The following is a 14,290-nucleotide window of genomic DNA, read 5'->3' as shown; positions in this document are numbered from 1 at the left end:
CAGGTTCACACGGACCGACGTGGAGATCGGTCCGTTTGAGGCCAATGTCCGGGGGCGGGGCGCGTTCCTGAATGACGGATCACGGATGTGTGGCTGAGCCGCATGTTCCCTGCAGGGTCGCGGCAACGCCGTATCATTGGTTTCAGTGTATTGGCGGGATGTGTCCGCTCGGCTTCGGTAGCGCGTGATCCACGATAACGACGGTGTGACTGCCATATTGCGCTGGATCAAATAGTGCGTCCGCAAGTTATGTTTGAATGAGGCTGACCTCACGGGGTCATCACGGGATTCGCCGGCGGGAAAACCCGGCGATACAATCCAGCGATACTTGGGCCCGCCCTTGGGCCATGTTTTTCTCCTCTGGACTGGCCCGGCCGCCATAAGTTCGTGGCCGGGCCTTTTTAGGCACGCCGTTGCGAGCGTAGATTGCTCTCTCCATCGCAGGTCACGCTCTGGCGTGGGCCTTCAATCGGATATTGGAGGAACGCCATCATTTGTCCGGCGGCGTAGGCTCTTCCGGTTTTTCTCCTAGGAGCCTGGCGATCTCGGTGATGCTTTCGGCGGCGTTGTCGTCCTTACCGAGGAGGCCGATCAGTCTCTTGTCGCGCTCCTCATCCAGGATCGCATTCGTCGCCATGACAGCTTCTATGTCGCTGGCGAGCTTGCGGTAGGTCGCTGCGAGCATCTCGAATACTTCACGCTTTTTATCGTTGAGCGTGCTCTTGCTGATCGTGATGCAATGTTCGGAGTCGGCGAGAAGCTTATCCAGGTACAGCTTCAAGTCTTTCATGTGCTTCGCTTCGGTCCTTGTTAAAGGGGGCGTGAAACCTAACCCGCTTCATGATGACGCGGAAGTATCTCGTCTGTCGCTGCCCGCCGCGGGCGAACCTATTCACCGGCGCGGCGTTCTGCACAGATGCATAAATCGTCGCGAAGATGGGCGCCTACCGAGGATGAGCGGTTGATCGCGCTGAGAGAGCAGGGCTTGGGCATGGCGGCGATCGCCAAGAAACTCGGCCGGACCGAAAGCTCTGTCAGCAGCCGGCTGACGGTCCTGAGACGACGCGCGGAATCTTCTAGAGCGTTTTCGAGCGAAGTGGACACCGGTTCCCGTGAAGAAAACGCGCCAAAACAAAATCATAGAGCCCGCTTCTGATTCTACCAGAAGCGGAAAGGCTCTAAGAGGAGTCGGAATCCGTCGGCGGCATCAGACTGCTATTGATCCATCTCATGGTTCTTGCGTCAACCAAGGAGTCGCATTCGATGCACCGCGGGATTCGCGGCCCGGCACCGTTTGACGGCAAGGCCATGGCCAGCAGTTTCTTGCAGACAGGACAGTTCTTCCGTTGGATGGGCTGGCCCATGCCGCGATCCTTCCATTTGAGGAGGTTGGAGCGCAACTCGCGTTCTCATCGTCGATAGAAAGCCATTTGCCGCGTAATGCCGACGCAGTAACGCACATTCAAATTCCTGATGTCTGTCCAAAAGTGCACAGAGCGCATGGGTTCGCGCATCTGTGATGTTTTCGCGGAATATCTGTTATGTGAGGGCCGGATCGAGCCCTGACCATGTCATGCAATGCGCGCCGGCTCGAACCATCTGATGCTCCTCAAGCGCTATTTCGAAGAGGCTGAGCACCGATTCGGATTCGCCGAATTCACTCCACGGATGAACCCGGACGATAGCGGATGAATGCTCTTGCTCCGGCCCATGGCCCATACCCCAAAATGGCCCATACCCCAAAAGTGCAACGAACGCTCACTTCGATGGCGGGCTGGATCTTACCGTAAGTTATTGAAATACTTGGTGGGGGAGGCAGGACTCGAACCTGCGAAGCCATGAGGCGGCTGATTTACAGTCAGCTCCCTTTGCCACTCGGGACACTCCCCCGCAACGCCTTCGGGTGTCAGATGCTGAAAGCGGCCGGATCGGCCATGCATGGATGACATTAAAGGCACTTGCCCGAATGCCGGGCGCGCGGTTGCGCGCGTTTATGAGCGAAGCGCGCCGGCAAAGTCAACCGAGCGCACGCCGGAAGAGTGAACTTCCGTATATCCGATGGTGGAAATGACCACTGTTCAAGTCTCACGGCTTGAGCGCGGCGCCTTTGTTCGCTGTCCGGTCCGCTCGTCACTGCGCATATTCGAAGATCGCGAATATCACGGCCAGCACGACGAACAGGGCCACGCCGACAACCAGACCGATTTTACCTCCTCGGGTGCGGTCATGCACCTTATCCCCGCCGGTGCCCTCGTGGCTGCCCTCGAATTCTCGCGAAGAACTGCGCCATTCCCAAAAATCGTTCATTGTTCGCCTCCGTCGTTTTGATCGCACCGGTTTTCAAGCGCGCTTCTTCCCGAAGCCAACTCTGGATTCCCGGACCGGAAAGCGCGATCACTGAAGCTACCACGAACGACGACGGTGGATGGCTTTATGCACCTCGCTCAGGGTTTGTTATTCCCAATCAGCCCAGGAAGAAGCTCGGGTCGCGTGCATGCTCACCTTACTTAGGCGCGGGGAGGGGAAACCGCTAGCGAAGTTGAAGCGCAAGGGGGGCGTCCTCAACATGATCATTCCACGCCGGCGTGCGCTCCCGCTTTGAAACAGACCGAGCGCGATCCGGCTGGCGGGAGCTTAAGCATCTTGTGAGCCGCATCTCCTTCCCCGGCTCGCGTAAAGCGCCGGGTCGGCGCGTGGCCCCCGGTCAGCACCCTAATTGTTGATTTAGCTGGATTTTTTATCGCGAGACCGGCAGCGGTTATGGTGCCCGATCTAGGTAATCTGAAATTAACCGCCGAACCTAGTTCATTTGCCTGTTCGCGTCTAGCTGGACAGGACATACCCACAGGCCCTAGTTACCGCCATGACCAGCGGTTCCGTGCCGGACATTCCAGAGCAGGGCTTAGTTCCCGCGTTCCCTCACTCCAGCATTCCGGGAGATATGATGATCCGACTGCTTATTGCATCGGCGATGATTTGCATTGTCGCCACGCCGTCGTCGGCCAGATCTTTTTCAAAGAAGTGGCACGTTGCTCAGGGCTGTGATGCCATGCGTCCCTGTTACGGCACCTGGAGCGCGCTGCACGGCTCGGCGCAGCACGCCAATGGGCATTTCCGCCGTTATGCCGTTCGGCACCGGGTCCGCCACTCGCACAAGCGAATTCCCAGCGGTCTTGCGCGAGTCATGGCTGAAGGTGCGGGAAGAGCCGTAGGTGTGGTCCGTTCCACCTCGGGCGCCACGGCGCGTGTCGCCAACCGCGCCACTGGCGCTTTTCAATGTTTGGTTTCGGCTCTTGACAGGCAGGGCTATCCGATCCGTTTCATGGGCGGCTGGCGGGCGCACGGAAGTGTGCATGGCTCGCTGCATCCGGCGGGGCTGGCGCTTGATATCAACCAGTACGGACGTAACGTGACGCGGCCGCGTATGCCACGCAATGAAATCGCGCTGGCGAACTCCTGCGGGTTGATTGCGGGTGCGCAATGGTCGAACGCCGACAGCGGCCATTTCCAACTCGGCGGCTGGAGTGGAAAGGGACGGCATGAGGCACGCCGTCGCTATCACCGCGGTGCGCGCTACGCCAACGCGCGATGGTGATGCCGGTTCACATTGCGCCTCGATGTCTCGCTGGCCCCGGGCGCTTGAGTTTTCGGAAACGGGATCATGGGGACGGACGGCCGCGTACTTGGAGCCTGTCGTTCATTCCGGGATTCTCGTTCCGGCGCGCGGGATGGTTGAGGGGCCCGGCGTGACGTGATAGGTGAACGGTGGTCGCGGGTGTAGCTCAATGGTAGAGCAGCAGCCTTCCAAGCTGAATACGAGGGTTCGATTCCCTTCACCCGCTCCAGAAGGATTTCGATGCAGGAAGACGAGGCCGCCCTTTCCGGCGCCGGGTGATGCTCGTAACAACATCAAGGTGATCGCCGATTGCTCCGTTGACCCACATGGTGAGCCGGAGCAGCCAATCATCGCCTGATCCTCCCGGAACGCGGCATCAGATCAGCCGCTGCGGGATATCCGGCGGGAGAGCATCACAATAGAATCAACGAGCCGCGTCACCTACATAACCCCAAGATGGTGCGGTCTGCTTTTGTATAGCCGCCCCACGTATATCGCCGCCTGCCGGGTCGGGGTCTGGAATCGCTGGCCCATTGACCCGGCCGCTTTTCGCTTCCGAAATCAGAAGCGAAGCTCGAAATTATTGTTCTGACGCGGTTTCTTCACGCGAACCGGTATCCGCTTCGCTCGAAAACGCTATAAGTAAGTGATCGAAGAGGTTCTGAGATGACCAAACAAAGCACCAATCCTTGCGCTCGCCAGATCAGTTTTGCCGGCAAGGTTCGCACCTTCAATCTGAACGATCCCAAGGTGTCCGCCATGATCGCAGGCGGGGCGAAGTTGAAGCAGGTCGCGAGGATGATCACGATTTCCCGCCTCGGCATCGGCAGGGCGCCGTTGGCCGGGCCCTACGGCGACACGGCGGCGGCTTGCCACAAACGCTTTGTCGAAAAGATCTATTCGGCGACCGATGTGGAGAATGTCATCACCCTCGGGCTGATTGGCGGCGGAATGCCCGAAGATGAAGCCTTTGCGCTTGTTGATGAGCACGTCGTCGGTAAGCCGCTCGAGGCCAACGCGTTGATCGCATCGGAAACCATTGCCGCGTTGTTCGCTGGTAAAGAGGATGCGCAGGCATAGCGGAAACGATCAGCTGGAAATCCGGCCCTTGCCGGTCGTGTAGATTTCGGCAGAGCAGGATAAGGCGTCACCTGCGTCCGACCGGCGATCACATCTGTCGATCCCCGCCAGAATGATCGCGCCGGGGATGAGATAAGCTGGCCTATGAAATGGTCTCCGCGCAAGACCTGCGCGCACAGCTGAAGCGGGGATGTCTGCAATAGACGCTCGTCGCGCTGATGATTTCAACCCGACCCGTTTCCGAAAAAGACCCGCTGGATCGCGCCGGTTTTGTCGTTATTGCCGCCCTCTACCCGTAAGCAGACGCCCTTGGCGCGGATACCCTTACTGATTGTAGCGGGTATTGATCGCAGCCTGTAAAGCGGCCCGGCGATTCTGCCGGAGCATTGAACTGAATCGGAGTTGAAGCCCTAGGCTGTTGTTTTAACGTATTCTTTTCCCGCGAGCCGGTATCGGCTTCGCTTGAAAACGTTATAGGCCTGCCAGGCGCCGGCGAAGTACTTCGCATCGTTTCGTCCCGCGTGGGAGACGGACCCCTCATTACTTTCGAAGTATTCAAGTTTTGTGGCTCTCGCAGCGCCTTGAAGGCGGAACCTGCCCGGTCTAGGTAGCTTGCCATGCTCTGCGAGAGGCGCGTGTCTGCGTATGCGTGACATCGCATTATTCGCGGGCCTGAGAGCAAAGAATGAACGCGCCTCATGCGGAACGATGTCCGCGCGGCTGACGGCAGGTTTCTTTGATGCGTCCATCATCATGGTCGTTCCACAAACGTGTTTTGATCATGCTGACCAGCGCCCACGCATATCATCACTGTAGATTTCATGTCGCGGGCGGCGCCTGATGGGAGCCCCCGCCGCGGTCATGCCGGGTAGTTGGATGCTTCGCTTTGTTGCGCGGAGAATCCCGACCTGTATCGCACTCGCCGCGCATACCGCCGTCGTGTTCACGCTGGTTTACGATCCGGCTGTCAAGCTGGTCATTGATGAACAGCCTGGTCCGACCTTTGTCGAGATCGTCACTGTTCCTCCCCATGGCTCGACCGCCGCCAAGCAGGATGAAGCCGCCGAACCGGCATCGACGGCGCCGGCCGAGTTGCCCCTGCCGTCGCTCGCGGAGGAAGCTCCGCCGGAGATTTCCGATCGGGGAGAGGAGGCAGAAAAGCCGGTGACACTGCCGGTGCCGAACCCGAAGCGGGCAGCCGTTCCCAAGAGGAGCTCACCTCGCGTTCGGCTCGCCGCAAGATCCGCGCCGCCTCGTACCAGCGAGCAGCTTACCGACGCGGCCGGCACACCCGACCAGCTGGAGGGTGGAGCGATAGGAACGACCGATCTCAGTCAGGTGCCTGTCGATGTTCTTTCCGCCTGGAAAGCGAGGCTGCTCTCTCACCTGGAGCGCTACAAGCGCTATCCGAGCGCCGCCCGTAAGAAGGGCACTGAAGGGACGGCCTATCTGAGCTTCGGCATGGACAGCGAAGGCCGGGTACTCGGATATCATCTGGCGCGATCTTCAGGTTCTTCCGAACTCGATGAAGAAGTTCTGGCGATGATCGTGCGTGCATCGCCGTTGCCTCCCGCGCCGCCGGAAATGAACGTGCAGGTGAAACTCATTGTTCCCATCCGGTTCAGGATGTGAGTTCGCCTTGGCGATTGCGCGGTCTGGAAGCTTCCGAATTCGTGCTTATGTCCGATCGACACGAGCGGATAAGGTGAATCATGCGCTGGATAATCGTCATCGCTGCGGTTCTCGCGGTCAACGTTCTTTCGCCCGTATCAAGCAACGCCGGAGTGAACGTGCGTTTCGTCGGCCAGGGTCGCTATACGGACGCTGACTCATTCAATACCTCGCGTGCGTCGGTCGAAGCGGCCCTGCGTTCTCATCTGGATCGTCTCGGCAAGCGATATCTCGCGCCGGGACAAACCCTCAATATCGACATCGTCGACGTGGATCTTGCCGGCTATCTCCAGCCATGGCGTTATGGCGCCAGCAATTTGCGTGTCGTCACCGGCGCCACGCCGCCGAGAATAGAGCTGCGTTATGTCTTGACGGAGAGAGGCCGGCGGACGCGGCGGGGCGAAGAAAGGCTCACCGACATCAACTTCGAGATGAATCCGTCGGCGCGCCTTTCGAGTGACCGGTTCGTCTACGAAAAGGCGCTGCTGGACGACTGGTTCCGGCGTACGTTCTCCAGGGATCGCCAGGATTTTTGAGGCGCCATGCGTCGCCGGTTCGACAGGTCCGGCCTACGGGGCTTTTACGACCATGGCGGCCGGCGGCGGACGCGGGGCCATGACAAAAGGCAAGCTATCCATCAGTGTCCGCCGAAGTCTCGTCCGATCGTATTAGACGCTATCTAAACTGTCGGGCGTTGCGGCTGTTTTGCGGTTCTTCTATCAGGGCTTGGACGACCGCTTCTTTCGCGAGACCTGAGGGTCGTCAGCACGTCCGGAATCACGCATCGAAGCATGGACACAGCGGCCACAACCCAGAGCGATGACGACCTGATGTCGGCGTACCTCCGGCACTGGAAGGCTCTTTGCGCGCATTTGAGAAAACGCACCGGCTCGCAGGAACTGGCCGAGGATGCGCTTCAGGAAACGTGGCTGCGGCTGGCGGGGATGAAGGGTGACGCCGCCGCGATCCAGGATCATCACGCCTTTATTCTACGGGTTGCCGGCAACATCGCGATCGATCTCGTCCGCAGGGAGCGGCGTCATACGGCTCATTGCGTCAGCGACGAGGTGCTGCTCGCGGCGGTGGCCGACAACATGCCGTCTCCGGAGGTCTGCGTCATCGACCGTGACCAGCTTCGCCTTCTGGCTCTGGCGCTCGCCCGATTGCCGGCGAAGCCGCGGGCGGCGCTGCTGCTCAGCCGCTGCGACGGCCTGTCCCATCGGGAGATCGGCGTCCGGCTGAAGGTCTCCGAGAGCATGGTCGCGAAATATCTCGGGCAGGCGCTGCGCCATTGCCGCGATCATTACCGTCATCAGGACTGAAATTTGCGCTGAACGGTCTATGATCGGCCCGCTCGTTTCGTCATAGAGAGAGGGGCCGGCGCGTTGATGCGGCCTGCGGTGGAGTGGCTGGTTTCGATGACGCCGAAAGACAGGCAGCGGCATGAATCCGACATCGCGCTGAGCGACGCGGCGATCGACTGGCTCGTCCGGCTCAAATCCGGGCAGGCGACGAGCGACGATCATGCCGCCTTCGCGGCATGGCGCGGGCAGAGTACGGAGCATGAACTGGCCGCGCGCGAGGCCGAGGCTGTCTGGCATGGGGTCGGCGTCGCGGGCGACCGCGCAAGGACCCTGGAGCGAAAGGAACGCCGCGCCAGGGTGACGCGACGGGCGGTGCTGGGCGGGGGAACGCTGGCGGTAGCCGGCTTCGTCGTAGCCGGATCCGGCCTCATCGGGCCGCGGCTGTTTGCGGAGCACGTCACCGGGGTCGGAGAACAGCGCACCGTTGGCCTCGCGGACGGCTCGTCCGTATTCCTGAACGCCAGTTCGGCGTTTTCCGTCAAGTTCAGCGCCCGCGAGCGCCGGCTGTCGCTGCTCGAAGGCCAGGCCACCTTCACGGTCGCGCATGATACGGCGCGGCCCTTCATCGTCGAGGCGGGAGACGGGCAGACCCGTGCTGTCGGGACGGTTTTTGATATCGATATCCGCGACGGCGCGGTGGTCGTGACGGTGGTGGAGGGCGTGGTCGCGATCACGACCGATCAGGCGTCCGATCCGGTCGTCGCGCGGGTGGACCAGCGCGTCCGCTATCTTCCGCGCGGCAGGCCATCGGCGCCAGAATCCGCCGATGCCTATATTGAAACGGCGTGGCGCCGCGGCAAGCTGATCTTCAATCGCCGGCCGCTGGCCGATGTGGTGGCTGACATCGAGCGCTACCGCCGCGGACGGATCGTCCTGATGGGAGACGGGCTGCGCTCGCTGGAAGTGACCGGCGTGTTCGATCTCAACGATCCGGAGGCGATCCTGCACACGATCGAGGATACCTTGCCGGTGCAGATGACGCGGCTGCCGTTCGTCACGATCGTTCGGTAGTCCGATCTGATAGATTGTCCGCGCTCCACTCTCTCCGCCGTCATGCCCGTGCTTGTCACGGGTATCCACGTCTTAAGGGCGGTTCAACGAGACAAAGACGTGGATGGCCGGGATAAACCCGGCCATGATGGATCGTCGGAATGTTTCCGTCCAAATCTCCCGTCCGGTTTTTTTGATCGAATCCGCTGCAAGGTTTCGTCGGCCGTTTCGTCCTTGTTTCCGAGGGACGGCGCAGACGCGGTATTGCCCGAGACCCTCACGTCAGGATTGGGGCAGGTGGGCATTACGTTATGAGTCGGACAGAACAAGGCGGGCGTGGCACAGGTACGGTATCGGCACTCAGGAACATTCTGTTGGGATCGGCGGCGGTCCTGACGCTCCTGACCAGCGCAGCGTTCCTCGAATCCGCGAACGCGCAGGCGATTCCGTCGCAGCAGGGCGCGCCGCAGGCGATCGCCTTTAATATCCCGGCGCAGGATCTCGGCGGGGCGCTCAACGCATTCGCCGACCGGGCGGGATTGCGATTGCTGTTTCCGTCCAATCTCGTTGCCGGAAGGCGCAGCGCCGGTCTGACAGGGACGCTGACGCGCAATCAGGCGCTCAGCCGCCTGCTGGCTGGATCGGGCCTGACCTTCCGCTTCACCAGCGCCAACACCGTGACCATCGCCGATCCCGCTCCCGTCTCTGCCGGAGCCGCGCCGGCCGGCGCGATCGCGCTCGATACGATCGATGTGGACGGGGTGCCGTCGAGCGATCCCGGCCGAACTGAAGGCACCGGAGCCTATACGCCGAGCGTGACCGCGACCGCGACGCGGTTTCAACTCACTCCGCGCGAAACGCCGCAGTCGATCAGCGTCATCACGCAGCAGCAGATGAATGACTTCAGCTTGAGGTCGATCAATGATGTGGTCAATCAAACGCCCGGCCTCAGCGTCCAGAATGCCGGGGCCGGGATAACCAATTACTATGCCCGCGGCTTCACCATTCAAAGCATGCAGTATGACGGGATGCAGACCTATCTCAACGGTGCTTACCCAGGTACTGACACGTCCAGGGACATGGCGATGTACGATCGGGTCGAAGTTCTCAAGGGCACGTCAGGCCTTACGACCGGCGCCGGTAATCCCGGCGCCACCATCAACCTCATCCGCAAGAAACCGACCCGCGCGTTTCAGGGCTACACCACGCTGCGCGCCGGCTCATGGGACGATTACCGCGGAGAACTCGATCTCAGCGGTGCGCTGAACGAGAGCGGGACGGTGCGCGGACGCTTCGTGACCGCCCATCAGGACGCCCGATCCTACCTCTCTCATAGAGAGCAGAAGAGTTCGCTGTTTTATGGGATCGTCGAGGCTGACCTGACGCCGGACACGCTTTTGACCGTCGGCGCGGATTATCAGCGCTTCGTTCCGAGGGGCTATACGGCTGGAATGATTCCGCTGTTCAACAGCCTCGGCGAGTTCAATACGGTGCCGCGTTCATTCAATCCCGGCGCGCGCTGGGGCACCTGGGAACAGAACGCCAGTAACGTCTTCACGATGCTGGAACATCGCTTCGACAATGAATGGCGGATCAAGCTGCATCTCCTTCGCCAGGTCAGCGGTTACGATATGGCTATTGCCTCCGCCTCCGGCGGCAATCCGAATCCGCTGGACGGCAGCGGGGTCAGTCTCTGGCGATACAATTACACCGGCAAAACCCGGACTGATACCGCGGAGCTTTTTGCTTCGGGACCGCTCTGGCTGTTCGACCGCAAGCACGAACTCATTGTCGGCGGCCGCATTTCGAGGCGGGACTGGAGAAACAATGGCTTCGGTGTGGACCCGACGGGACCGGGAACCAGCAACATCGTTTCTGATTTTTACAACTGGACCGGGAATATCCCGCAGCCGAGATTGTTGCCGGTCCCGACCAATTCCAACAGAGAGGTTCACGACGAAAACGGAGTCTACGTAGCCACGCGGCTCAACGTGCATGACAGGCTGAAGGTGCTGCTGGGCGCGCGCGTCGCCGATTATGAAGCGAACCGCTTAAACTGGGGGGTCAGCAGTCGCCTCAAGAAGTCGGGTCAGGTGATCCCGTATTACGGCGCGGTTTTCGACCTCACCGATGCTCTGTCCGCCTATGCCAGCTATACCGGCATTTTCATGCCCCAAACGGCGCAGAACGAACAGGGCGCCACGCTCCCGCCGCTTGAAGGCATCAACACGGAATACGGTCTCAAGGCTGCCTTCTTCGATGGTCGCCTCAACGCCAGCGCCGCTTATTTCCAGCTCAAGCAGGACAATTACGCTGTCCCGAGCGGCGGCCTGACGCCGATCGGCACGCCGGCTTATCTTATCGTCCGGCGGACGGCGTCATGACCGAAGGGTTCGAGCTGGAAATCTCGGGCCAGCTCTCGCCGCAGTGGCAGATCCAGACCGGGTTTACCCACAACGTCTCGCAGCTCGACAATGTGAGGGTCGTGACGGTCATTCCGGCGAACCAGTTTACGTTCTACAGCACCTACAAGCTCGACGGCGCGCTCGACGGCCTGACGTTGGGCGGCGGCGCGCGCTGGATGGACCAGACCTGGGCCAACCTCAACAACCCGGCCTACGGCAGGGTGCTGTTCACCGCGCCGAGCTACTGGGTGGTGGATGCGATGGCGAGCTACAAGTTCAACGACAATCTGTTGGCCACGCTCAACATCAGGAACCTGCTCGATAACAAGTATTATACCTTCTACGACTGGTACAATGGCTACGCATGGGGCGCGCCGCGCAGCGTGCTTCTCACCATGACCTACAAGTTCTGAAGGCGCTCGACCTCAAATCCACTTAGAAGCTCTCCAATCTATTGGGTTTGCGGATGAAGTGACGGCGCGATAGACAACCTGTGCGCCAGCCCGGTGTGCGTGGACTGATACCGGGCGTTGGCGTCAGCGCCCGGTATCACCGTCTATGACCAGAAAACCCTCACTTTCGCGATTGCTGAACGTCCTGATGACGGATCGCGCGCGCGTCGAGGGTGCGGTTCGCGGCCGGACCAGAGAGGTTGCCTCAGCCGATATCGTGCAGGAGACCTGGCTGAAGCTGGCCAATCATCAACCGGACAGCGCTATCGAAAATCCCTCCGCTTTCGTCCGTCGCGTGGCCAGGAACACGGCGACCGACTATCTGCGGAAGGAACGGCGGCGCAGCGCGCTCAATACCGAGGTCCACGATCTTCTGTACGATACCGAGGACGAGCTTTCGCCCGAACGGATCGTCATTGGCCGCCAGGCGGCGGCCATCGTGCGCGAAGCGATCAATTCACTTCCGCCGCAGACCAGACGCGTTCTGCTGATGTCCCGTTTCGAGGGAATGACGCACCGCGACATCGCGTTGGAACTCGGCATTTCCGAAGCGGCGGTCTATTATCATATCCGGCGCGCTTTCGAGCATCTGGCGGCTGTCCGTTCCCATCTTCCGGACTGATACAAAAAATATTCCAGACGTGTTTGGGTCTATCGGCATCTCGCGCGTCTTTAGGATAGAAGCGCTTCCAGAGCTGTCTTCGCCGATAAACCGATTCGCGAGACCATGGACGAAAGCGGAAATCCCGACGTTATCAGCGAGAGGGCGGCCAGTGACGCGCGCGACTGGGTGGTGCGCCTGTCGTCGGGGCGAATGACCGAAGCGGAACTGGCGCGCTTCAAGGCGTGGCGCGCGGCTTCGGAAGAAAACGCACGGGCATTCATCCGCGAGCGGGCGTTCTGGCGACAGCTTGGCGCGCTCGACCTTCAGGCCGGGCAGGAGCGCGCGCCGCGCCAGCCGGCCAGCCTTTCGCGGCGCGCGCTGGTCTTTGGCGGCAGCGCCGCTATCGCTGCGTCGGTCGCCGTCGTTGCCGTGCCGAGAGTCAGGCTGCTCTGGCAGGCTGACTACCGCACCGCCGCGGGCGAACAGAGAGACGTTGTGCTCGCGGATGGGACACGGGTGACGCTGAACACCGATTCCGCGCTCGCTGTCCGGTATCGCCAGGATCTTCGTTTTGTCGAGCTCCTGCAGGGCGAGGCGATGTTCGACATCGGAACCGACGCCGATGCGCCGTTTCGGGTGTCCACTTTCGGAGGAAACACCGATGCGGTGTCAGGCAGCCTCAGCGTGCGGGCGCTGGACGAGGAGGCGACCGTCACCGTCATGTCCGGAGAGGCGCGCGTGGCGGCTCCGGCATTGGAAGACGCGACGGCAATGCCGGTCATGGCCGCGATCACCATCAAGCCTGACCAGCAGACACGATACAGCAGAGGAGGATCGCCCTCACCGGCGACGGAGATCGATCCGGAGCAGGTCTTGGCCTGGCGGACGGGCCGGGTGATCTTTGAAGGCAGGCCATTCGCGGAAGCCGTCGCGGAGCTGGGGCGTTATGTGCCCGAGCCGATCGTGCTCGTTGATCGCAGCCGCAGCCATGATCCGGTCAGCGCGGTTTTCTCGATCCGTCAGGCGCAGGCCGCGGTCGCGGCTCTTGCGGAAACTCAGGGTCTCACAGCGCGGCGGATTCCCGGCGTGATGATCGTCATCAGTTAGAACGTTTTCAATCAAAGAGAATATTTTCAGAAAGTCGTTTAGGTGAAACGGCTGCTCACGCGTCTCTTGGGTGAAGGGGAAAGTCCGAACGACATCGATAGCCCTTCCTGGCGTTTCTCCGGAACGCCTGCTGCGCATGACGAGAGACGTGGGGCTTTTTATGTCTGCAAGGGGAGAGCGGTGCCATTGTGAGCGTTGCAAGGTGCGTGCGGGATTTACGAGAGTGCTGTTGCTGACGACGGCGTTGAGCACGGCGTCGATTGTTGTTTTTTCTTTGGCTGAGCCTGCGGCGGCGCAAGCCAATGCGCGCAGCTTCAACATCGCGCCTCAACCGCTTGCATCCGCGCTGCGGGAGTTCGCAAATCAATCCGGCATGCAGCTGGCTTACCGGACCACCGAGCTGAGCGGAATGAACTCGCCCGGCTTTCATGGCTCCGCGTCGAATACACAGGCGCTCGCCCGCCTTCTCGCCGGCACCGGCGTCTCCTACAATGTGAGCGGCGCGAACACCGTCACCATTCAGCGCGCGGCCGCGCCGGTCGGCGGTGCGGCGCCAGCCGGAGCGATCTCGCTTGACACGATCGACGTGCAGGGCGAGACCGCGTGGGGTCCGGTGAACAGATTTGTCGCGAGCCGCAGCGCCACCGCCACCAAGACCGACACGCCGATCATCGAGGTGCCGCAGTCGATCTCGGTCGTGACGCGCGACCAGATCGAGACCCGGAGAAACCAGACCCTGAACGAGACGCTGCAGTATACGCCGGGTGTTCTGGCTGAGCGTACCGGCCAGCAGCAATTCGCACCCAGGTTCCAGGTGCGAGGCTTCAGTGCCGATGGATTTAACGGGGCGATCTATCTGAACGGGCTACGTAGCGCCACGAACTGGTCCGATATCGAGCCTTACGGGCTGGAGCGTATCGAGGTGATGCGCGGGCCTGCATCGGTCCTTTACGGTCAGGGTGTGTTTCGGCGTGGAATAAGGACCCTGTTTTCGGGGTAAT

At 60.9% G+C, this 14,290-nt stretch carries 14 protein-coding genes and 2 tRNA genes; 13 read left to right on the top strand and 3 right to left on the bottom strand.

The features are described 5' to 3' along the window. Positions 1-490: 490 nt before the first annotated feature. Entirely contained in the window at positions 491-790 is a 300-nt protein-coding gene (locus tag ACMYR2_RS11550; protein WP_347265219.1) for a hypothetical protein, read from the bottom strand. 171 nt (positions 791-961) lie between these two features. Here ACMYR2_RS11550 and ACMYR2_RS11545 point away from each other — a divergent pair, with 171 nt between their 5' ends. Next, on the top strand, positions 962-1,156 hold the full coding sequence (locus tag ACMYR2_RS11545) for a hypothetical protein (RefSeq protein ID WP_347265220.1): 195 nt from the start codon (positions 962-964) through the stop codon (positions 1,154-1,156). 648 nt (positions 1,157-1,804) lie between these two features. On the opposite strand, the gene ACMYR2_RS11540 is transcribed toward ACMYR2_RS11545, so the two are convergent. Together ACMYR2_RS11540 and ACMYR2_RS11535 are read right to left on the bottom strand one after the other, a co-directional pair. Further along, positions 1,805-1,890 (bottom strand) — tRNA-Tyr (locus ACMYR2_RS11540). 240 nt (positions 1,891-2,130) lie between these two features. Then, entirely contained in the window at positions 2,131-2,307 is a 177-nt protein-coding gene (locus ACMYR2_RS11535) for a hypothetical protein (RefSeq protein ID WP_416192941.1), read from the bottom strand. Between the two features lie 556 nt (positions 2,308-2,863). On the opposite strand from ACMYR2_RS11535, the gene ACMYR2_RS11530 reads away from it, so the two are divergent. The 12 genes from ACMYR2_RS11530 (at position 2,864) to ACMYR2_RS11475 (ending at position 14,289) form a co-directional block, all read left to right on the top strand. Then, positions 2,864-3,595: a hypothetical protein gene (locus ACMYR2_RS11530; protein WP_416192940.1), complete on the top strand. Its 732-nt coding sequence runs from the start codon at positions 2,864-2,866 to the stop codon at positions 3,593-3,595. Between the two features lie 176 nt (positions 3,596-3,771). Next, positions 3,772-3,845: transfer RNA gene (locus ACMYR2_RS11525), tRNA-Gly, on the top strand. A gap of 530 nt (positions 3,846-4,375) precedes the next feature. Then, the gene (locus ACMYR2_RS11520) at positions 4,376-4,696 is read left to right on the top strand and encodes a GTA-gp10 family protein (protein WP_347264853.1); all 321 of its coding nucleotides are present in this window, start codon (positions 4,376-4,378) and stop codon (positions 4,694-4,696) included. 840 nt (positions 4,697-5,536) lie between these two features. Then, positions 5,537-6,328: an energy transducer TonB gene (locus ACMYR2_RS11515; protein ID WP_416192939.1), complete on the top strand. Its 792-nt coding sequence runs from the start codon at positions 5,537-5,539 to the stop codon at positions 6,326-6,328. Between the two features lie 80 nt (positions 6,329-6,408). Then, on the top strand, positions 6,409-6,903 hold the full coding sequence (locus ACMYR2_RS11510) for a DUF3016 domain-containing protein (protein WP_347264850.1): 495 nt from the start codon (positions 6,409-6,411) through the stop codon (positions 6,901-6,903). A 255-nt stretch (positions 6,904-7,158) separates the two neighbouring features. After that, positions 7,159-7,689 (top strand): RNA polymerase sigma factor, encoded by a 531-nt coding sequence (locus ACMYR2_RS11505; RefSeq protein WP_347264849.1) that lies wholly within the window; start codon positions 7,159-7,161, stop codon positions 7,687-7,689. A gap of 66 nt (positions 7,690-7,755) precedes the next feature. After that, positions 7,756-8,742 carry a FecR family protein gene (locus ACMYR2_RS11500; RefSeq protein WP_416192938.1) on the top strand — a complete coding sequence of 329 codons (987 nt, stop codon included), beginning with the start codon at positions 7,756-7,758 and terminating at the stop codon, positions 8,740-8,742. 290 nt (positions 8,743-9,032) lie between these two features. Then, entirely contained in the window at positions 9,033-11,105 is a 2,073-nt protein-coding gene (locus tag ACMYR2_RS11495; RefSeq protein ID WP_416192937.1) for a TonB-dependent siderophore receptor, read from the top strand. Beyond that, entirely contained in the window at positions 11,102-11,539 is a 438-nt protein-coding gene (locus tag ACMYR2_RS11490; RefSeq protein WP_416192936.1) for a TonB-dependent receptor domain-containing protein, read from the top strand. The genes ACMYR2_RS11495 and ACMYR2_RS11490 overlap by 4 nt, the downstream gene beginning before the upstream one ends. A gap of 187 nt (positions 11,540-11,726) precedes the next feature. Continuing rightward, positions 11,727-12,200: an RNA polymerase sigma factor gene (locus tag ACMYR2_RS11485; protein ID WP_416192935.1), complete on the top strand. Its 474-nt coding sequence runs from the start codon at positions 11,727-11,729 to the stop codon at positions 12,198-12,200. 105 nt (positions 12,201-12,305) lie between these two features. After that, on the top strand, positions 12,306-13,289 hold the full coding sequence (locus ACMYR2_RS11480; RefSeq protein ID WP_416192934.1) for a FecR family protein: 984 nt from the start codon (positions 12,306-12,308) through the stop codon (positions 13,287-13,289). A gap of 223 nt (positions 13,290-13,512) precedes the next feature. Further along, a complete protein-coding gene (locus tag ACMYR2_RS11475; RefSeq protein WP_416192933.1) occupies positions 13,513-14,289 on the top strand; it encodes a TonB-dependent receptor plug domain-containing protein in 777 nt (258 codons plus the stop codon). The last annotated feature ends 1 nt before the right edge of the window (position 14,290 follow it).

The organism is Nitrobacter sp. TKz-YC01 (genome assembly GCF_047824785.1).
Taxonomy (GTDB): Bacteria; Pseudomonadota; Alphaproteobacteria; order Rhizobiales; family Xanthobacteraceae; genus Nitrobacter.
Note: the sequence above shows the minus strand (reverse complement) of the source record. Positions and strands in the feature narration are given on the sequence as shown.

Excerpts from the sequence above, each read along its gene's own strand:
- ACMYR2_RS11550 (WP_347265219.1), bottom strand. The coding sequence starts at position 790 with ATGAAAGACTTGAAGCTGTACCTGGATAAGCTTCTCGCCGACTCCGAA.
- ACMYR2_RS11485 (WP_416192935.1), top strand. The coding sequence starts at position 11,727 with ATGACGGATCGCGCGCGCGTCGAGGGTGCGGTTCGCGGCCGGACCAGA.
- ACMYR2_RS11480 (WP_416192934.1), top strand. The coding sequence starts at position 12,306 with ATGGACGAAAGCGGAAATCCCGACGTTATCAGCGAGAGGGCGGCCAGT.
- ACMYR2_RS11505 (WP_347264849.1), top strand. The coding sequence starts at position 7,159 with ATGGACACAGCGGCCACAACCCAGAGCGATGACGACCTGATGTCGGCG.
- ACMYR2_RS11535 (WP_416192941.1), bottom strand. The coding sequence starts at position 2,307 with ATGAACGATTTTTGGGAATGGCGCAGTTCTTCGCGAGAATTCGAGGGC.
- ACMYR2_RS11495 (WP_416192937.1), top strand. The coding sequence starts at position 9,033 with ATGAGTCGGACAGAACAAGGCGGGCGTGGCACAGGTACGGTATCGGCA.
- ACMYR2_RS11490 (WP_416192936.1), top strand. The coding sequence starts at position 11,102 with ATGACCGAAGGGTTCGAGCTGGAAATCTCGGGCCAGCTCTCGCCGCAG.
- ACMYR2_RS11500 (WP_416192938.1), top strand. The coding sequence starts at position 7,756 with ATGCGGCCTGCGGTGGAGTGGCTGGTTTCGATGACGCCGAAAGACAGG.
- ACMYR2_RS11530 (WP_416192940.1), top strand. The coding sequence starts at position 2,864 with ATGACCAGCGGTTCCGTGCCGGACATTCCAGAGCAGGGCTTAGTTCCC.
- ACMYR2_RS11520 (WP_347264853.1), top strand. The coding sequence starts at position 4,376 with ATGATCGCAGGCGGGGCGAAGTTGAAGCAGGTCGCGAGGATGATCACG.
- ACMYR2_RS11515 (WP_416192939.1), top strand. The coding sequence starts at position 5,537 with ATGGGAGCCCCCGCCGCGGTCATGCCGGGTAGTTGGATGCTTCGCTTT.
- ACMYR2_RS11510 (WP_347264850.1), top strand. The coding sequence starts at position 6,409 with ATGCGCTGGATAATCGTCATCGCTGCGGTTCTCGCGGTCAACGTTCTT.